Genomic DNA, 17,342 nt, shown 5'->3' on the forward strand with positions numbered 1-17,342 from the left:
GGCAAGGGGGAACAACCGCGATGCCCGTTTCGCTTCGCGCCACGATCTCGGTCGTCGTCATCGCCGCGTTCGGCCTGCTGATCGTCGTGGTCGGGGCGCCCGGGCACGGCTACCCGCTGATCGCCGGCGGGGTCGTCGTGGTGGCCGCCGTCGGGCTGCTGATGCGGGCCGGGCCCGGGTCGGCGACCCGCGGTCCGTCGGGTCTGACGTTCGCCGCGGGAGTGCTCGGCGCCCTGCCCAACGTCCGGGTCGACGGCGGGCACGCGGACGTGATCCTGCTGGAGAAGGGCCTGGTCTTCGTGCCCTGCCCGGACAAGACCGACGACGGCGACAAGCGGGTCGGCGCGCTGCTGGCCGGCCACGACCCGGCCGACCTGGCCACGCGATACCGCTACCTGGCCTACGACGACGTCGCGACCGTACGGGTCGACCGCCCGGTGCCGATCGACGCGACGCTGCTGCTGCACGACGGCCGCACGGTCACCGTGCGGGAACGCTGGACCGCCGAACGGGTCGACCGCAGCGAGGACGTCTTCCTGGAGATCCTCAGCGACCTGAGGGACAAGGCCGATCGGTAGTCTCGATCGCATGCGGACGATCGACTGGGTGGACGGTGCTGTCGAGATCATCGATCAGACGGCGCTCCCCGGTGAGCTGCGGGTGCTCCGGTTGCACACGGTCGGCGAGCTGATCGCCGCGATCCAGTCACTGGCGGTCCGTGGCGCTCCGGCGCTCGGCGTGGCCGGGGCGTTCGGCGTCGCGCTGGCCGCCCGGGTCCACGGCGACGACCCGGGCGCGCTGGACCTGGCCGTGCACCGGATCGAGACGGCCCGGCCGACCGCGGTGAACCTGGCCCGCGGCGCCCGCCGAGCCGCCGACCTGCTGCCCCTGGGCCCCGACGCCGTGCTGGCCGAGGCGTGCGCGATCCGGGACGAGGAGATCGCCGCCTCCAAGTCGATGGCCTTCCGCGGCGCCGACCTCGTCGTCGAGCTGCGCGGCGACCGGCCCCGGCTGCTCACCCACTGCAACACCGGCGGGCTGGCCGCGGTCGTCATCGGCACCGCGCTCGGCGTCGTCGGCGAGCTGCACCGCCGCGGGAACCTGGGCGGTGTGATCGCCAGCGAGACCCGGCCGCTGCTGCAGGGCGCGCGGCTGACCTCGTGGGAGCTGACCCGGTGGGGCGTCGAGCACCGGGTCGCAGTCGACTCGGCCGGCCCGTTCCTGATGGCCCGCGGCGAGGTCGACGCGGTCATCCTGGGCGCCGACCGGATCTGCGCCAACGGCGACGTGATCAACAAGATCGGTACGTATTCGCACGCGCTCGGCGCCCGCCGGGCCGGCATCCCGTTCATCGTGGTGGCCCCGGAATCCACGGTGGACGTGGCCACCCCGACCGGCGCGCACGTCGACATCGAGGACCGGGGTGCGGCCGAGGTGACCGCGTGGAGCGACGCGGTCAACCCGGCCTTCGACGTGACCCCGTACGACCTGGTCACCGCGATCGTCACCGACCGCCGGGTGATCCGGGTCGACCGCGGCGAGAAGCCCTAGCTCTCCTTCGACCAGGGCTTGAGCCACGGCGTCTCGGGCCAGCCCTCGGCCGCCGCCATCAGCGGGTACGCCGTGGCGCCGTCGACCGACTCACGGATGATGTCGGCGTGACCGGCGTGCCGCGCGGTCTCCTGGATCAGGTGCAGCAGGATCCAGCGCACCGTGAAGTGGTCGAGGTCGGGCCGGTTCCACGGGACCGAGTGATCGACCGGGATCCGATGGTCCAGGCCCACCTCGGCCACGGTCTTCTCGGTCTCGGCGGCGACCGCGTCGTAGCGGGCGAACAACTCCTCGACCGTCTCGCCGTCGGCCAGCTTGAAATTCTCCTGGTAGGCCCCGAAGTCCGGCTTCTGGCCGGCGCCGCGGACCTGGCCGAGCCAGTTCTCCTCGGTCGAGGCGCAATGCTTGATCAGGCCACCGACGCTGAGCGGACTGGCGCTCGGCGTGGCCCGGAGCTGCTCCGCGGTGAGGCCGTGCGCGGTCAGCTTGATCACGTAGCGCATCTGGGCGAGGTAGCTGAGCAGGCCGTCCTGCTCGTTGCTGATGGGTCCGACCTGACCGGGCATGCCGACTTCTCCTGTACGTCGTGGTTCTCGCTGTCGAGAACCACGCTAGGAGCTGAAGCGGTCAGTTTCTGGCCGCATTGTCGAGAGTTCGGTTCCGTCGACCGATGTCACCCAGCCGCCGGACCGTCCGAGGGCCAGTAGCGCGTCGGCGTCGGCGGTCATCCGGCCGGGCGCGCCCGGGGTGGGCGGCCAGGATTGCCGGAGTTTCGTAGATTTTTCGAGATAAGGGAGGATTTTTGCGGTCGGGGCGGTGTCGGTGAGGTCGTCGCGCAGCCGGATCAGGTCGGCGATCACGGCGTCCAGCTCACGGTGGACCGCGGGGGCGTTACCCGCGCACATCGCCGCGATCAGTTCGGCGCGGGTGCCGGCGACCCGGGTGCCGTCACGGAACGAGCCGGCGGCCAGCGTCGCGCTCAGGGGTGCGCCGGCCAACGTCGAGGTCAGGGCCGCGGCCAGCAGGTGCGGGACGTGACTGATCCGGGCGACCGCGTCGTCGTGCTCGTCCGCGGTGATCGGCACCACCCGGGTGCCCAGCGCGGTGAAGAGCCGGGCCAGCGTCAACCAGTCGGCCAGGTCGGTGCTGTGCGGCTCGACACAGAGCACCCAGATCGCGCCGCGGAACAGGTCGGGGTCGGCGGCGGCGAAACCGGACGCGGCCGTCCCGGCCATCGGGTGGCCGCCGACGAAACGTGGCACACCGTGCTCGTCGGCGAGAGCCCGGACCGGGCCCTTCACCGAGGTCACATCCGTCACCAGGCCGCGGTAACCGGCCAGGTCGGCCAGCACTCGCGGCAGATGCGGCAGGGGTACGGCAATCGCCGCCACCTCTGTTCCGTCGACCGCCTCGGGCGCGGAGTCGAGGATCCGGTGACCCGCCGCGCGGGCCAGCTCCCGGGTCGCGGGGTCGGCGTCGAACCCGGTCACCTCGTGCCCGGCCGCCGCGAGGGCCCGCAGCAGCGAGCCGCCGATCAGTCCGAGCCCGATGACCGCAATACGCACGCTTGCAGTTATAGACGCCGGGGCCCGTGCGGATGCACGGGCCCCGGAATGATCTCGTCTTTTGTGCTCTGACCGTGCCCACCCGACCACGTCGCCCTTTCGGGCCTCGCGTTCTGGCCGCGCCAGCGGCCTGCGAGGGTCGGAAGGGTCCCCGCGGGAGCGACGATCCGGACCACGGCGGACCTAGGTGTGATGTCCGGGGACGTTGGTCGAGGAAATGTAACCACTCGATCTGAGGATCGGGGCTGGATCTTGTGAACAGATGAAGGCCTCCGGCTGTGCAGTGGAGCTGTCTAGACAACCACTGAGCAGGCTGGAGGCCTTCATGTCCCACGCTAACGCCGCGTTGACCCCGCGGGCGCGATTGCGGCTGGCGCGTCTGATCGTGGATGACGGCTGGTCACCCGCACGAGCGGCCGAACGCTACGACGTGTCCTGGAGAACGGCCGCGAAATGGGCCGCTCGTTACCGCGCCGAGGGCGAAGCCGGCATGACCGACCGCTCGTCACGCCCGCACCGGCAACCGAACCTGACCCCGGCGCCGACCGTCCGCAAGATCGTGCACCTGCGCCGCAAACAACGCCTCGGCCCGGTCCCGATCGCCGATCAACTCGGCCTGGCCGCCTCCACCGTCCACGCCGTCCTGCGCCGGCGCCGCCTCAACCGGCTCTCCCACCTCGACCGCGGCACTGGCGAACCGATCCGCCGCTACGAACACGATCAGCCCGGTGACCTGCTGCACGTCGATGTCAAGAAACTCGGCAACGTACCCGACGGCGGCGGGCACCGCTTCCTCGGCCGTGTCCAGGGCAGGAAAAACAAGGCCGCCACGCCCGGCAAACCCCGCAACCGGCACCACAACCCGCTCATCGGCACCGCATACGTGCACACCGTCATCGACGACCACTCCCGCGTCGCCTACGCCGAAATCCACGACGACGAAACCGCGATCACCGCCACCGGCGTCCTGCAACGCGCCGTGGCCTGGTACGCCGAACGCGGCGTCACCACCCGCCGGGTGCTGTCCGACAACGGCTCCGCATACAAATCCCGGCTCTGGCACACCACCTGCCACGACCTGGGCATCACCGTGAAAAAGACCCGCCCTTACCGGCCACAGACCAACGGCAAGATCGAACGCTTCCACCGCACCCTGGCCGACGGCTGGGCCTTCGCCAAGCTCTACACCTCAGAGAAGGCCCGCCGCGCCGCGCTACCAGCCTTCCTTCACGACTACAACCACCACCGACCCCACACCGCCATCGGCAAACGCGCACCCATCACCCGGTTGAACAACCTGGCTGGACATCACACCTAGGACATGAAGATCTTGATCTTGATTTAGGCCTTGCAGTGGGTCGTGTTGCGCCAGCCGCGCATGGCCTTGCCCGGGCTCAGCTGACCGCCTTTGCGCCACGAGGCGAGGTACGTGTACGGCCAGATCACGCCGCGGCGCACCTTCCAGTCGCCCACCTTGGCGCACGGCGCCGAGATGCCGTAGTGCAGGTGGCAGACGCCGCTCGCGTTGCCGGTGTGGCCCACCTTGCCGAGCAACTGGCCGGCCTTGACCCGGACGCCCTTCTTGATGCCGGTGGTCACCGACTGCAGGTGCGAGCCGTAGTAGCGCACACCGTCGTCGCCGAGGATCGAGACGAACAGGCCACCGTTGTACGGCCCGTCCTTCATCCCCTTCTTGAACTTGTCCTTGAGGCTGATCTCCAGGACCACGCCGCTGGTCGTGGCCACGAACTTGGAGCCGCACGCCGCGAAGATGTCGGTGGCCTTGTAACCCGCGTGGGTCTTGTGCCAGGACACGTTCTTGGCGGCGACCGGGAACACATAGGTCTTCGTCGCGGCGTTGGCCGGCTCGGCCGTACCGGCGACGCCGTATCCGGTCAGGAGCACGGCCGCGACGGTCAGGCTGGAGAGGATTCGGAGTAACCGCACCGCGACATCCTGGCAGACAGCGTCGATACGGGTTGTCCCGGCTAGGCTGGCGGCCAGGACGCCGGGAGGGATTCGAGATGCAGCCTCAACCGCCGCCGGGCTACTACGCCGGCCTGCCGCCGCGCCCGATCTACCGGGAACCGAACCCGATCGGCGCCGGCCCGGTGCTCAGCGGGCTCGCCTCCGGCGCGGTGTGGGTGCTGCTCTTCGGCAGCCTCGGGCGCGACCTGGCGTCGTACGCATGGTGGACCGTCTGCGCCGCGGTCAGCGCCTGGCTCATCGCCCTCGTCCTGACCCAGCTCGGCGACCGTGGCGTGGCGCTCGGCGTCGCCTGTTCGAGCGGGGTCGGACTCTCCGTGGCGATGCTCTTCGTGACACTGCGATGGATCGACACCTCGAACTTTCCGCTCTGGTGACCGGCCCGATCCGGCGACGCTCCGGAAGGCCTTGATCGCTTTCCGAACGGGTGTGGACAGACCCTTGACGAAGGCCGGTTCCGCTCGGCACTCTCGGCACCATGGCCCCCTCACCGCAGCGCCTCGACGAGGATCGCTGTCGCCGCCGTCTGGAACTGCTGGCGGCCCTGGCGCACGCCAAATCGGTGCGTGAGTCGGCGCCACCGCAACGGGTGCGCGGGATGCGGTTACGCGAGCTGATCGCCACCCGCCGCCGTAGCACCAACTGATCTAGCTACGAGAAAGGGCGTGGCGCGTCGCGCCCGCCGCCCCACCAGCTACCGTCAGGCGCTGAGGATTAGAACCGCGTTGGGGGAATCGTGTCGATTTTCGCTGCCGCTGTCGCCCGGGGAAAGAACGGGTGGACTGCGTCGGAGCTGGACCTGACGGGCCTGGCCGACATCGACGAGGTGGTGGATGCGCTCCGGGATGCCGAGCCGGACGCCGAGCTGGCGCTCTTGTTCGTCGAGAGCGACGACGAGTACCTCGCCGTCCTGCGCCTGGACGAAGGTGAGGACCTGCGGGTCTTCGGATCCGACTCGGCCTTTGCCGAGGAGTCCCGGATCGGGTCGGTGCTGCTCGGCGAGGTGGAGGCGCCGGCCGTCGAGGTCGACGACCTGGCCGCCCAGGCCGACGACGACGAAGACGACCGGCCGGCCGCCGACCCGGACGCCGACCCGGTCGGAGACGCCGAGTTGCTGAACGACCTGGGCGTCCCCGCGCAGCGCCTGCTGGCACTGTGCGGCATGGAGGGCATGCTGCCGTCCGACATCACCGCCGAGATCTGCCAGAAGATCGGGTGCGGCGATGAGATGGAGGAGCTGCGCGAGGCGTGATCCGTCGCGAGCGGCATGAGTTGTGGATGCGGCGGGCCCTGTCCGTCGCATCCTCCTCACCGGCGGACGTGCCGGTCGGCGCGGTCGTCCTCGACCCGTCCGGCGTCGAACTGTCGGTCGCCGGCAACGAACGTGAACTCACCGGCGACCCCACCGCCCACGCCGAGATCCTGGCCCTGCGCCGGGCCGCCGCGAACCGCGGCGAATGGCGTCTCGAAGGCTGCACCCTGGTGGTCACCCTGGAACCGTGCACGATGTGCGCCGGCGCCCTCGTCCTGGCCCGGATCTCCACCCTGGTCTTCGGCGCCTGGGAACCCAAGACGGGCGCGGTCGGCTCGTTGTGGGACGTCGTCCGCGACCCCCGGCTCAATCACCGGCCCGAGGTGTACGGCGGCGTCCTGGAACCCGAGTGCGCCCAGCTCATGCGAGATTTCTTCCGCTAACCCCCGATTAGGTACGGCCACAACGCCCAGCCCGCCCCGCGTCCCCCAAGCCCCGCCGATGCCCACGCGACGCCGCAGCCCACTCCCGCCCGCCCCGCGGGTCCCGCCCCCAGCTGGCGCTGAGGGTCGTCTCCCAGGCCGCGAAGCAGCCCTCAGCAACAGCTAACCCGCGTGCCGCGCACCAGCCAAGCCCGGCCCCGCACCGTTCTCTCAGGCCCGCACCGTTCTGCCCGGCCGCACCGCTCTGCGCGGCCCGCCCAGCTCCGCGTGGCCCAGCCCACTCCTGCTTGCACCGCGTGGCGCGCCGGCCGAGCCGGCCCGCACCGCTTTGCCCGGCCGCACCGCTCTGCGTAGCCCGGCCAACTCCGCGTGGCCCAGCCCACTCCTGCTTGTGGCGCGGGTTGCGGTGCTCGGCTGGTGCTGAGGGTTGTCTCGCGGGTCGCGAAGCAGCCCTGAGCACCAGCTGGCCCGCGGGGAGCGTGGGGCGTGGGTGTGTGGCATGTGCAGGAGCGCGGGTCGCGGGCGTGCAGGGCGCGGCGGGGCGTGGGCGTGGTGGACCGCAGGCGCGGCGGGAGCGCGGGCGTGCGAGGCGCGGGTGCGGCGGGCGTGTCGGAGTGCGGCGGGGGGGGCCTGGGGGTCGCGGCGCGGGGGCCGGCCCGCCCGACACAACCCACCCACCCCACTGGGGGAAGCCCCGCTGACCATTGTCGCGGGGAATGGCGTGGTCGTGCGGGCGGGCTGTGGACAACCCGCCGGTGTGGATGACCGGGCTGGTTGGTCAGGCGTCGGCGGTGATCGTGTTCAGGCCGATTTTGACCATGTTCGAGAAGCCCTGTTCGCGCTGGTCGGCCGGCATGGCCTCGCCGCGCTTGATGTGGTCACTCACGGTCAGGATGGTGAGGGCTTTGGCGCCGTAGCGGGCCGCGATGGTGTAGATCGCGGCCGACTCCATCTCTACGGCCAGGACGCCGTAGAGGGCGAGCGTGTCGTAGAGGTCGGGCCGGTCGGTGTAGAACGCGTCGGCGGCCAGGATCGGGCCGACCCGCATCGGGATGCCTTGCGCCTCGGCGGTGTCGACGGCGGTGCGGAGCAGGCCGAAGTCGGCGACCGGGGCGTAGTCGACCAGGCCGTCGAAGCGGGTGCGGTTCATGTTGGAGTCGGTCGCCGAGCCGATCGCGGCGATGACGTCGCCCAGGTTCAGGTCCATGGCCAGGGCGCCGCAGGAGCCGATGCGGATGACCGACTTCACCCCGTACTCGTTGATCAGCTCGTGGGTGTAGATGGACGCCGACGGCATGCCCATGCCGGAGCCCTGCACCGAGACGCGCTGACCCTGCCAGGTGCCGGTGAAGCCGAGCATCCCGCGGACCTGGGTGTAGCAGACCGCGTCCTCCAGGAACGTCTCCGCGATCCACTTGGCCCGCATCGGGTCGCCGGGCAGCAGAACTCGCTCGGCGATCTCTCCGGGCTTGGCCCCGATGTGCACGCTCATGCCGTCATCTCCGTCTTCGCTCGATTTCTCTGGCCGATCTTGCCAGGTCAGCACGGCCACGGGCGGTTATGGGTGACCCGGCGACGAGCGGTCTGCGGCGTCCGGTAACGTACTTCCCGGTGGTGTGTCCGAGCGGCCTAAGGAGCACGCCTCGAAAGCGTGTGAGGGTTTACGCCCTCCAAGGGTTCAAATCCCTTCACCACCGCCATCGGAGAGCCCGATCCACACGGATCGGGCTCTCTTGTTTTCTCCCGTCACATACGTCACTCTGTGTGCCCTGATTCCGGATCGCCCGGGCGTACCGCGTCCGCCTAGTCCGTTCGGTTGTTACCCATGATCAGCGCCGTGTGTGTAACAACGAGATGTCGTCGCACGTCAACGCCTTGAATTACGGACTGTAGTGAATCATGGACGGCCCAGCGACATAGGGTGTTGCGCAAGTCACGCAACCCAAATACACCGGATCAGACAATGCGGTTCCGACCGGGCGGTGAGAAACATTCACAGAAACGCCCCAACGCAGGTTCGTCGATGCCTGTCGTAGATTTGACACGTGAGAGTTGAGCATCACTGGTGGAATGGCGACGTCCGGCTCCAGCGCCGCGATGTCTACGTCCGCACCGACGGCAGCACTTGGGAAGTCGAGGCCCAGTTGGGCGGACCTGAGGGTAAGTCGAAGGTGCAGCAGTGTCCCGGCCGGGCGTCAGCGATGATCCTGGCCGACGCGTGGCGTGGTCCACGCTGGCGGTGGCGCGAACTGTAAATCGCGCCAGGAGCCAGGGCTGCGCCGTCGGTGCTTGACTGTCTCGGCCAGCCTTTGAGATGGGCCGGACCCCACAGGGGTCCGGCCCGTTCGTATTCGTGGGGGCCGGTCGCCCGTACACGCAAGATTTTTCGTGTGTTGGGTCTTGGCTCGTGTGTCAAGCCGGTCCGCGACGCACCTTCAGTCCGATGTGCGCGATTCCTCGCAATCTACCCTGAAATTCCGTAGAACTTGGGTAGAAAGCGATTGCCATGCGCGCCACCATCACCGAGCACCGCCCTGATGTTGCCGTGCTGCACCTCAAAGGCGAGCTCGACGCGGACACCGCCGAGGAGCTGCGCGTCGTCTTCTCCGGGCTGCTGGATCGTCCGGTACCGCGAATCGTGGTCGACCTGACCGAGCTGAAGTTCTGTGACTCGATCGGGTTGAGCACGTTCATCATCAGCAAAGAGGTGATCGCGGCCCGGGGTGGCTGGCTCAGTTTCGCCGCCGCCAATCCGTTCCTCACCCGGCTGCTGCAGACCGTCGGCCTGGCCCGCTACTTCGCGATCTTCCCGGAGGTGGATGACGCGATCGCGGCCGGCCAGCTGTGACGTCGGAACGGACACGTCGCCGCCTTGGAGCTGCTGATTCCCAAATAATGGAATAGTTACCTGAGTAGATATTCACCCTGGCAAGATCCTGGCCGATTGATCGCATCGGCTGCCGGGGGATGTCGTGAGGCGTTGGATCGCCGCTGTGCTCAGCGGTCTGGCTCTGGCGGCGGGTATGCCCGCGGCGGCGTATGCCGAGGACACGCCGCCGGCCGCCGCGGCCTGCGGCGGCGCGCTCGCCTTCGGCACGCCGATCGCCTGCGACTCGATCTCCGGATCCCGGCGGGACCGCTACACGATCACCACCACCGTTCCCGGCGAGCGGGTGATGACCCAGCTCTACGCGACAAGCACCGGCGGCAGCCTGCAGGCGGTGCTGAACAGCGGCGACGGCACCTGCTTGTTCGGTTCCTACTCCGATGAGTGCACGGTCGCCGTTCCCGGCACGTACCCGATCGACGTCTCCCTCTACAACGGTGCGGGCAGCGGGTCGTACGCGATCGGGGTCCAATCCCGCGACAACCCCGCGGCCTGCACCACGCTGGACCCGGCGACCTTCGTCGTGGACGGCGATCGGCTGCCCCGGGCACTGGCCGCCGGCGCCCCGGGCGACTGCTACCGCTTCGCCGGCTCGGCCGGGATGGGGCTGCGGGTCGAGACGACCGCCACCAGCCGAGTCGACACCCGGTCGGCCGACGTGCGGGGCAAGGTGTGGAGCCCGTCCGGCGACCCGGTCTGCTCGATCCAGTTCGACACCGGGACCTGCGCGCTGACCGAGGACGGCGTCTACACGTTCTTCCTGGCCGACATCTACGGCGGCCCGCTCGACTACACGTTGCGGCTGGTCCGGACCGATCGGCCGGTCGGCTGCCCGACGCTGAAGCAGGGCGGGTACGGAACGCCGGCCGCTGATCAGATCGGCGACGCCTCGCTGGGCAGCTACTCCTACACCTGCTTCGCGGTGCACCTGAGCGCCGGCGCGAAGACGGTCCGGACCAGCGACGGTGGGCAGGTCCACTGGGAACTGAGCGACACGAGCGGGACGGTCTGCACCGAAGCCGGCGAGTACTACGGCGAGCAGTGCCGGCTCCCGGCCGAGGGCGACTACACGCTCTGGCTGCGGAACCCCGATTGGACGTACGAGCCGTACAAGTTCCAGGCCTCGGTGATCGACCTGGCCGGCAGCGCGGGTTGCCGGCCGTCCACCGGCACCGACTGGGACGGGCCGGCCGTCAGCCTGACCGCGGCCACCCCGATCGAGATGTACTGCCAGCCGTTCACCGCCGCACCCGGGGACCGGGTCGTGGCCTACACCAGCGGCGGCGGCGCCAGCTGGATCAGCGACGGCACCGGCACCCGGATCTGCGCCCCCGACGAGTCCGGGCCGGCCGGGTGCGTGCTGCCCGGCACCGGCCCGTACCGGGTGATCGGCCAGCAGAACGACCTCCGGAACGTCGACCTGCAGATCCGGCGGCTGTCCGGCCCGTCCGGCTGCCCGGTGGTCACCCCCGGCGCGTACGGAACCGCCCCGGCCGGTGCCTACGCGGCCAACCGCTGCCGCGTCCTGGACGTCCCCGCGGCCGGGAAGTACCTGGTCCGCCCGGTCGACGACACGAACAACGAGCAGTGGGCCGAGATCTACACCGCGGCCGGCACCAAGGTCTGCGACACCGGCTCGTTCTGCGACTTCCCGGCGGCCGGCCGCTACACGATGGTGATCGGCGGCAGCGGGGTGCGGGACGGCGCGTACGCGACCGTCTTCACCGCCCCCGGCGGCGCCGGCTGTGTGCCGGTCACCGTGCAGGGGCTGGCCACCGGCGCGGTCCGCGGCTCGTTCACCGCGCTCGGCGAGACCGACTGCCTGGAGGTGGACGCCCCGGCCGGCGCCCGGATCGGCGTGCTCACCCCGCCCAAGGCGAGCGGTGTGGCCCGGCCCGACTGGAAGGTGATCGACGCGGCCGGGAACAGCCTCTGCGCGAGCGACTCGAGCCGCGACTGCGAGCTGACCGGGGCGGCGCCGTACCGGCTGCTGCTCAACGCCCCGAAGGACAAGGTCACCGGCGACTACGCGGTGGCCGTGCAGCGCCTCGACCAGATCACCGGCTGCGGGTCGCTGCCGCAGGGCGCGTTCGGCAACACCGTCGGCGTGACCACCACGTTCTCCAGCAGCCGGTTCGCTGCCTGCTGGAGCATCCCGGCCGATCAGCACGCGACGACCGAGCTCGTGTCGTTCGCGCCGGTCAGCGGGACCGGGGCGGCCACGCTGAGCGTCCGGGACAGCGCCGGGGTGCAGGTCTGCGGCATCCGTGACTACACCTCGACGCAGTCGCTGAACTGCACGTTCGAGCCCGGCCAGGCGTACACGGTGGTGATGACCGCGGCGGCGTCGAGCTTCCAGTACCGGATCACCCGCAAGGACGTCACGATCGCCGGAGCGACCTGCCAGACGCCGTCGAACACGGCGCTCGGCGGGCCGGCGATGACCGGGACCATGACGGCACCGGACGACCTGCGGTGCTACCGGGTGATCGCCGCGGAGACCGACGACTACTGGCTCGGCGTGCGCAGCGCCGGGGGCGCCGCGCGGTACTGGATCTACGACGCCTCCGGGGCCGACCGGTGCAGCGGATACGTGGTGCCGTGCCGGGTCTCCGGATCGACGGCGTACCTGGTGATCGTCTGGCCGACCAAGACCGGATCCATCCCGTACGCGGTGGACAGCTGGCACCTCGCGGCCGACGGCCGTCCGGTCGCGCAGTGCCCGGCCGCCTCGGCGGTGCCCGGGTTCAGCCTCACCGGCACCCTGGACGACCGGACCACCGCGGGCTGCGTCGCCGTGCCGATCACGGGCGGCAGCCGGTACCTCGGCGCGATCGTCACCAACACCGAGGGCGGGAGCGCGCGGCCCGAGCCGTACTTCTTCACCACCGGCGGCACCGGGACCGGGCTGACCGCCTGCGACCTCGGCGGCCCCGAGCGGCTCTGCGGCGTGCGCCTGGCGTCCTCCGGCACCGGGACCGGGCTGTTCGTGGTGACGCCGACCGGGGTGGGCGGGACGTATCCGTACCAGGTCCGGACCACCTGCCCGTACAAGACCTGCCCGAACCCGCCCGCGTACACGCTCACCTCGGTCACGCCGTCGAGCGCGCCGAACAGCGGGCCGGTCACGCTGACCCTGCGCGGGAGCACGCTGACCACCGGGGACACGGTGCGGCTGGCCCGTACCGGATCGGCCGCCGTTTCCGCGACGATCCAGAGCGTCGACAACGGGATCCTCACCGCCACCGCCGACCTGACCGGCATCACGCCGGGCGCGTGGGACGTGACCGTGACCTCCGGCGCCGACGGGCGGGCGGCGACGCTGACCGGCGGACTCACCGTGACCGCGGCACCGCTGACGCTGGTCAAGGCACCCGCGATCAGCGGAACCGTGCGGGTCGGATCGACGGTCAAGGCGACCACCGGGACGTGGACCCCGGCCGCGACCGCCTACACCTACCAATGGACGGCCAACGGGGCGACGATCAAGGGCGCAACCGCTTCGGCGTACGTCATCCCGGCCACCCTCCGCGGGAAACGCCTCGCCGTGACCGTCACCGCCAAGCGCGCCGACCGGGCGAACTCGGCCGCCACCTCGGCCGGTGTCCTGGTCGGCTACGGGGTGGCGCCGAGAGCCACGACCGCCCCGAAGATCAGCGGGACGGTCAAGGCCGGACGCAAGGTCAAGGTGTCGGCGGGCGCGTGGACGCCACGGCCCGAGGCGTACCGGTACCAGTGGCTGCTCAACGGCAAGGCGATCAAGGGCGCGACCGGGTCGTCGCTGACCATCAGCCGCGCCTGGGCCGGCAAGAAGCTGTCCGTGCAGGTCACCGTCAAGAAGACCGGCTACTACGACGGCAAGAAGGCCAGCGGGGGCGTCACGATCGAGCGCTGAAAGACGGCGAGGGCCGGCCCGATCGGGGCCGGCCCTCGCCTGCACTGTTTTCGTGCCGGAGCATACGAGACCGGACGCGACCTCACTCAGGGGTATCCCCTAGTCACGGCGCGCGTGCTGACCGCGTACGGGAAACCGGTCTTGATTTTGATCCTCGTCCCGGAAAGCCGGTCCCCGGAAAGCCAAGAAGGCCGGACCCGATGGGTCCGGCCGTTCCGTGATGGCGGAGGATACGAGATTCGAATTCGTGAGGGATTTCTCCCAACACGCTTTCCAAGTCTGCGGGCCGAGGTACGGCGCTGCCCGTCACCGACTCTGAGCAGCGTTGCTGAATCGACGTCATACTTCACAGACGGCCGCGGCTGGGCCTGAACGAGACGGAGACTGAGACGGTTGAGGAACCCTGTGGCCTGGCCTGGCCTGGCCTGGCCTGGTTTTGGTGACGGCGTTCAGTCGCACACTGACACGAGGTGCCGCTTTGGGTAGGAGCGAGCTGGTTTTTAGTACTTGCCTGCTGAGGCTCCCGCTCGACATCGGCCCTTCGGCTACTCGCATCCGGGGTGCGGCTCTTCTATGGTGGTTCAGTGAATGGAATCAATTCCCAGCCGTTATGGGTACTCTTCGCCGTCGCATCCATTCCTGCCATGGCTGCGATCATCGCTGCTTTCGTCGCAGGAGGGTATGCCAAAGCCGCGAAAGCGAACGAGATCGAAGCTCAGCGGCTGCGGGATCTTGAGTCGCGGATTTCCGATCGAAAGTATGAGACCTATAAACCAATGGTGGCGCTGTTGGGTGACATGCTGAACAAGGATAAGTCAACAGATTTGCTTGCGAGCGGAGAAATCCCTTCGAAGCTTCACGACTTCACAACTTGGGCCAGCATATATTCATCCGATGAAGCTGTCCGAGCATTCCGCAACCTCATGCAGTCGACATACGTGGACGCTCCGAAAGAGATTGTTTTGCGGCTTTACTGTGATTTTGTTCTTGAGGCACGTCGAGACATTGGAAGGCCGGATACATCTACATCTTCGGAAGAGCTACTCGCGATGCGACTTACCGACATTTACGCCAGCGATGGCTTGAAATGGATTGTTTCTGAGCCGTTTGATGAAGTTTGTAAAAGAGCTGGCTGGTCGCCGCCGTGGATTGATGCTGGCAGAGCACGCCGTACTCGCCAGTGAAGTGCCCGTGGCACTGCTAGAAATTAAGTAAAGAGTTAGGTCGGCATATAGCTTCGCCTGGAGCAGCCTTCGCCTGCAGCTCGTTGAGCCGTACGGCGGGCCGATCGACCTAGCGCGTGCTCCCGCCAGAAGATCCCTGCTGAGGTGGTTTGAAAGCTCACTCGCGACCAAAGGTCGAGGCTCAACTATGCTGGGAGCATGGCTTCAGGTGGCAATGCACCTCGCGCGTTCGACGCTGAGCTCCTTCGCATCAGTAAGGCGACCAAGAGCGAACTCGACTTTTACGGCGAAGGTGTTCATATCGTCACGGCTACCTCGCGGACACTCCAGGAGCTTCAGCATCAAGCAAGTGCTGATCGTCTGGCTCTGGCAAGTTCGTTTCTCGTAGCTGGCCAGAGATTCATGCGTTTGCGGGGTGCGGGCCCGGAGTATCGAAGTGCAATCAGTCGTTTCTATTACGCCATGTATCACGCTGCAAGAGCGGTCGTTTATCACGTCTTTGGCGGAGACGATCATGAATCTCACTCAAAGCTTCCGACGAAACTGCCACGCGACTTTGTGAACGCCGCAGTCTGGACAAATGATTTAAAAGACGCGCGGAGCCGGCGCAACGCGGCGGATTACGATCCGTATCCGATGGACAATGCCTCGTGGCAGTCAATTGCCAACAGCCTTTCGGTCAAGGCTGCGCAGTTCTTGGTCGTAGCGCGCCAGTACCTGAAGAGGAAGGGTTGTGCGTACGTATGAGCGTCACGCCGTTTAACGATATCCCGGCCTACATCAGGGAAGAGTTCAGGCGGAGGGGGAACGTTGATGCGCTCGAAATCAATGTTCGCGCGTACCCGGACGAGACCAACTTTATCGTATTGGTCCGCGAGTCGGATTTAGCGGAGGCTGCTCAAATCGGTAATGAGCTCGATGACGAGATCTCATTTCCGGACAATAGAGCTTTTGTGATTGTGCGCAAAGCGCCTTCCGAACTGCTCGAAAGTAAATCTGCACCTTTCACTGATGGCGTCCAAGACCTGCGCGCGCTCGATTTGCAACGCCTAATCAGTGCGCGATCTCGTGTCTCTGAAGCACTTCCTAGCCTGTCCTACGTGCGTGACGCAACACTCAATCTTCCAGCGGTCACCGCAGGGCGGCATCAGTTAATATTCGGGCGGCGTGGCGCGGGAAAGTCGGCGCTTTTGGTTGAAGCGCGCCGTCGGCTCGAAGATGCTACTGCGATTTCGTGCTGGATAAACATGCAGACCTTGCGGAACGAGAGTCCAGACCGGGTATTTCTCTATGTCGTAGACGAAATGCTTGCGGAGATTGTCGCGAATCAGCATTCGTTGAACTCACAATCTCGGATCAGCATGAATGCGGCTTCCCTATATCAGCAGATCGAGGGAATGCTGACCCGTGATATCGTCACGCATGAAGATGTAACTCGACTTATTCCACTCGTTCAAAGGGTAGTCAAACGGTTCCTCGATGCCACTGGACTGCGTATCTACATTTTTGTTGACGACTTCTACTACTTGCCGCGGAGTCATCAACCGCTACTTCTCGACATGTTGCATGGATGCGTACGAGATTGTGATGCATGGCTAAAGATTGCTTCCATTCGGCACCTGACTCGGTGGTGGCAGTCGTCGCCGCCGCTCGGCCTGCAAACCATGCATGACGCTGATCTATTGGACCTCGACGTAACACTGCAGGATCCGGCTAAAGCAAAGAAGTTCCTAGAGACAATCTTTCTACGGTATGCCGAGCATGTAGGAGTACCTAGCCTTTCAAGGCTATTTCATCCAGCTGCTGTTGATAGATTGGTGCTGGCTTCTGGCGCTGTTCCACGTGACTTCCTTATCCTGGCAGCGAGTTCGATCGAGAAGGCGCAGCAGCGGCCGAAAGCCAAACTGGTTGGCGTTCAAGATGTGAATCAGGCGGCCGGAGACGCTGCGCAGGTGAAGATTCAGGAACTGGAAGAGGACATGGCTTCGAACGTCGCCTCGGCCCGGCGAACTGTTGAAGCTCTAAAGATTGTGCGCAACTTCTGCCTGGAAGAAACGAGCCATACCTACTTCCTGGTGGGCTATCGTCAGAAGGAAAGCCACCCTCACCTGTATAATATTCTGACTGACCTGCTGGATTTGCGCTTGATTCATTTGGTCGATAGCGGAGTTTCCGACCCTCATGCGGCGGGCCATCGATCAGAAGCATTCATGCTGGATTTGAGTCAATTCTCGGGCTCCCGTCTTAAGCAGGGGATACGAGTTCTTGACTTTTCGGGTGGCAAAATTGTTTCTAGGAAGACAAAGGGAGCTTCGGTTGGAGGAGTGGATAGAGCAGGCGACACGCCGCTGAAGGTCATCGCGATCCTTCGTGCAGCGCCAGCCTTTGACCTCAACTTCTTCTCGCATCTGGTCGGAGAAGCGCTCTAGCCTCGGCCCTTCGTTAAGGGGGTGTCCAAGGACTGGGCCGGAAATGAAGAAGTGCCTTCTGATCAGGGAAGATAGGACTCGCTGAGGGTCCAATATTCCTGTCACGGAAGGCACTTGCTGGGCACGGCCGTTTCATGATCGATAGTGGCG

At 67.1% G+C, this 17,342-nt stretch carries 16 protein-coding genes and 1 tRNA gene; 13 read left to right on the forward strand and 4 right to left on the reverse strand.

The genetic code is table 11. The features are described from left to right. Positions 1-20: 20 nt before the first annotated feature. Positions 21-578: a hypothetical protein gene (locus ACSHV8_RS42535; protein ID WP_436525575.1), complete on the forward strand. Its 558-nt coding sequence runs from the start codon at positions 21-23 to the stop codon at positions 576-578. 10 nt (positions 579-588) lie between these two features. Further along, a complete protein-coding gene (gene mtnA / locus ACSHV8_RS42540; RefSeq protein ID WP_436525577.1) occupies positions 589-1,551 on the forward strand; it encodes an S-methyl-5-thioribose-1-phosphate isomerase in 963 nt (320 codons plus the stop codon). Here the strand turns inward: mtnA and ACSHV8_RS42545 are convergent. Next, positions 1,548-2,117: a DinB family protein gene (locus tag ACSHV8_RS42545; protein ID WP_436525579.1), complete on the reverse strand. Its 570-nt coding sequence runs from the start codon at positions 2,115-2,117 to the stop codon at positions 1,548-1,550. The genes mtnA and ACSHV8_RS42545 overlap by 4 nt on opposite strands. Before the next feature lie 45 nt (positions 2,118-2,162). Then, a complete protein-coding gene (locus ACSHV8_RS42550) occupies positions 2,163-3,116 on the reverse strand; it encodes a prephenate dehydrogenase (protein WP_436525581.1) in 954 nt (317 codons plus the stop codon). Positions 3,117-3,441: 325 nt separating this feature from the next. On the opposite strand from ACSHV8_RS42550, the gene ACSHV8_RS42555 reads away from it, so the two are divergent. Continuing rightward, a complete protein-coding gene (locus ACSHV8_RS42555) occupies positions 3,442-4,434 on the forward strand; it encodes an IS481 family transposase (RefSeq protein ID WP_436536968.1) in 993 nt (330 codons plus the stop codon). A 23-nt stretch (positions 4,435-4,457) separates the two neighbouring features. Here ACSHV8_RS42555 and ACSHV8_RS42560 read toward each other — a convergent pair whose 3' ends face one another. Then, the gene (locus tag ACSHV8_RS42560; protein ID WP_436525583.1) at positions 4,458-5,063 is read right to left on the reverse strand and encodes a M23 family metallopeptidase; all 606 of its coding nucleotides are present in this window, start codon (positions 5,061-5,063) and stop codon (positions 4,458-4,460) included. 77 nt (positions 5,064-5,140) lie between these two features. Between ACSHV8_RS42560 and ACSHV8_RS42565 the strand changes: the two genes are divergently transcribed. From ACSHV8_RS42565 to tadA, 4 genes are all read left to right on the forward strand, one after another. Further along, on the forward strand, positions 5,141-5,479 hold the full coding sequence (locus ACSHV8_RS42565; RefSeq protein ID WP_436525585.1) for a hypothetical protein: 339 nt from the start codon (positions 5,141-5,143) through the stop codon (positions 5,477-5,479). A 101-nt stretch (positions 5,480-5,580) separates the two neighbouring features. Further along, positions 5,581-5,748 (forward strand): hypothetical protein, encoded by a 168-nt coding sequence (locus ACSHV8_RS42570; protein ID WP_436525587.1) that lies wholly within the window; start codon positions 5,581-5,583, stop codon positions 5,746-5,748. Between the two features lie 90 nt (positions 5,749-5,838). Further along, entirely contained in the window at positions 5,839-6,354 is a 516-nt protein-coding gene (locus tag ACSHV8_RS42575; RefSeq protein ID WP_436525589.1) for a tRNA adenosine deaminase-associated protein, read from the forward strand. Beyond that, positions 6,351-6,797 carry a tRNA adenosine(34) deaminase TadA gene (gene tadA / locus ACSHV8_RS42580; protein ID WP_436525591.1) on the forward strand — a complete coding sequence of 149 codons (447 nt, stop codon included), beginning with the start codon at positions 6,351-6,353 and terminating at the stop codon, positions 6,795-6,797. Before ACSHV8_RS42575 ends, tadA begins: the two co-directional genes overlap by 4 nt. A gap of 778 nt (positions 6,798-7,575) precedes the next feature. Here tadA and deoD read toward each other — a convergent pair. Then, a complete protein-coding gene (gene deoD, locus ACSHV8_RS42585; protein ID WP_436525593.1) occupies positions 7,576-8,289 on the reverse strand; it encodes a purine-nucleoside phosphorylase in 714 nt (237 codons plus the stop codon). Positions 8,290-8,407: 118 nt separating this feature from the next. Here deoD and ACSHV8_RS42590 point away from each other — a divergent pair. The 6 genes from ACSHV8_RS42590 to ACSHV8_RS42615 all read left to right on the forward strand — a co-directional run bounded on the left by ACSHV8_RS42590 (position 8,408) and on the right by ACSHV8_RS42615 (position 17,192). Continuing rightward, positions 8,408-8,497, forward strand: a tRNA-Ser gene (locus tag ACSHV8_RS42590). A gap of 806 nt (positions 8,498-9,303) precedes the next feature. Next, positions 9,304-9,645, forward strand: a complete 342-nt coding sequence (locus tag ACSHV8_RS42595) for an STAS domain-containing protein (protein ID WP_436525595.1) — start codon at positions 9,304-9,306, stop codon at positions 9,643-9,645. Positions 9,646-9,769: 124 nt separating this feature from the next. Further along, complete coding sequence (locus ACSHV8_RS42600) at positions 9,770-13,579, forward strand: hypothetical protein (RefSeq protein ID WP_436525597.1); 3,810 nt, start codon at positions 9,770-9,772, stop codon at positions 13,577-13,579. A 584-nt stretch (positions 13,580-14,163) separates the two neighbouring features. Beyond that, positions 14,164-14,763, forward strand: coding sequence for a hypothetical protein (locus tag ACSHV8_RS42605; protein ID WP_436525599.1), 600 nt, complete (start codon positions 14,164-14,166; stop codon positions 14,761-14,763). A 198-nt stretch (positions 14,764-14,961) separates the two neighbouring features. Continuing rightward, a complete protein-coding gene (locus tag ACSHV8_RS42610; RefSeq protein WP_436525601.1) occupies positions 14,962-15,510 on the forward strand; it encodes a hypothetical protein in 549 nt (182 codons plus the stop codon). Beyond that, positions 15,507-17,192 carry a hypothetical protein gene (locus ACSHV8_RS42615; protein ID WP_436525603.1) on the forward strand — a complete coding sequence of 562 codons (1,686 nt, stop codon included), beginning with the start codon at positions 15,507-15,509 and terminating at the stop codon, positions 17,190-17,192. The genes ACSHV8_RS42610 and ACSHV8_RS42615 overlap by 4 nt, the downstream gene beginning before the upstream one ends. Positions 17,193-17,342: the final 150 nt, after the last annotated feature.

The organism is Actinoplanes sp. HUAS TT8, assembly GCF_051380535.1.
Lineage (GTDB): Bacteria > Actinomycetota > Actinomycetes > Mycobacteriales > Micromonosporaceae > Actinoplanes.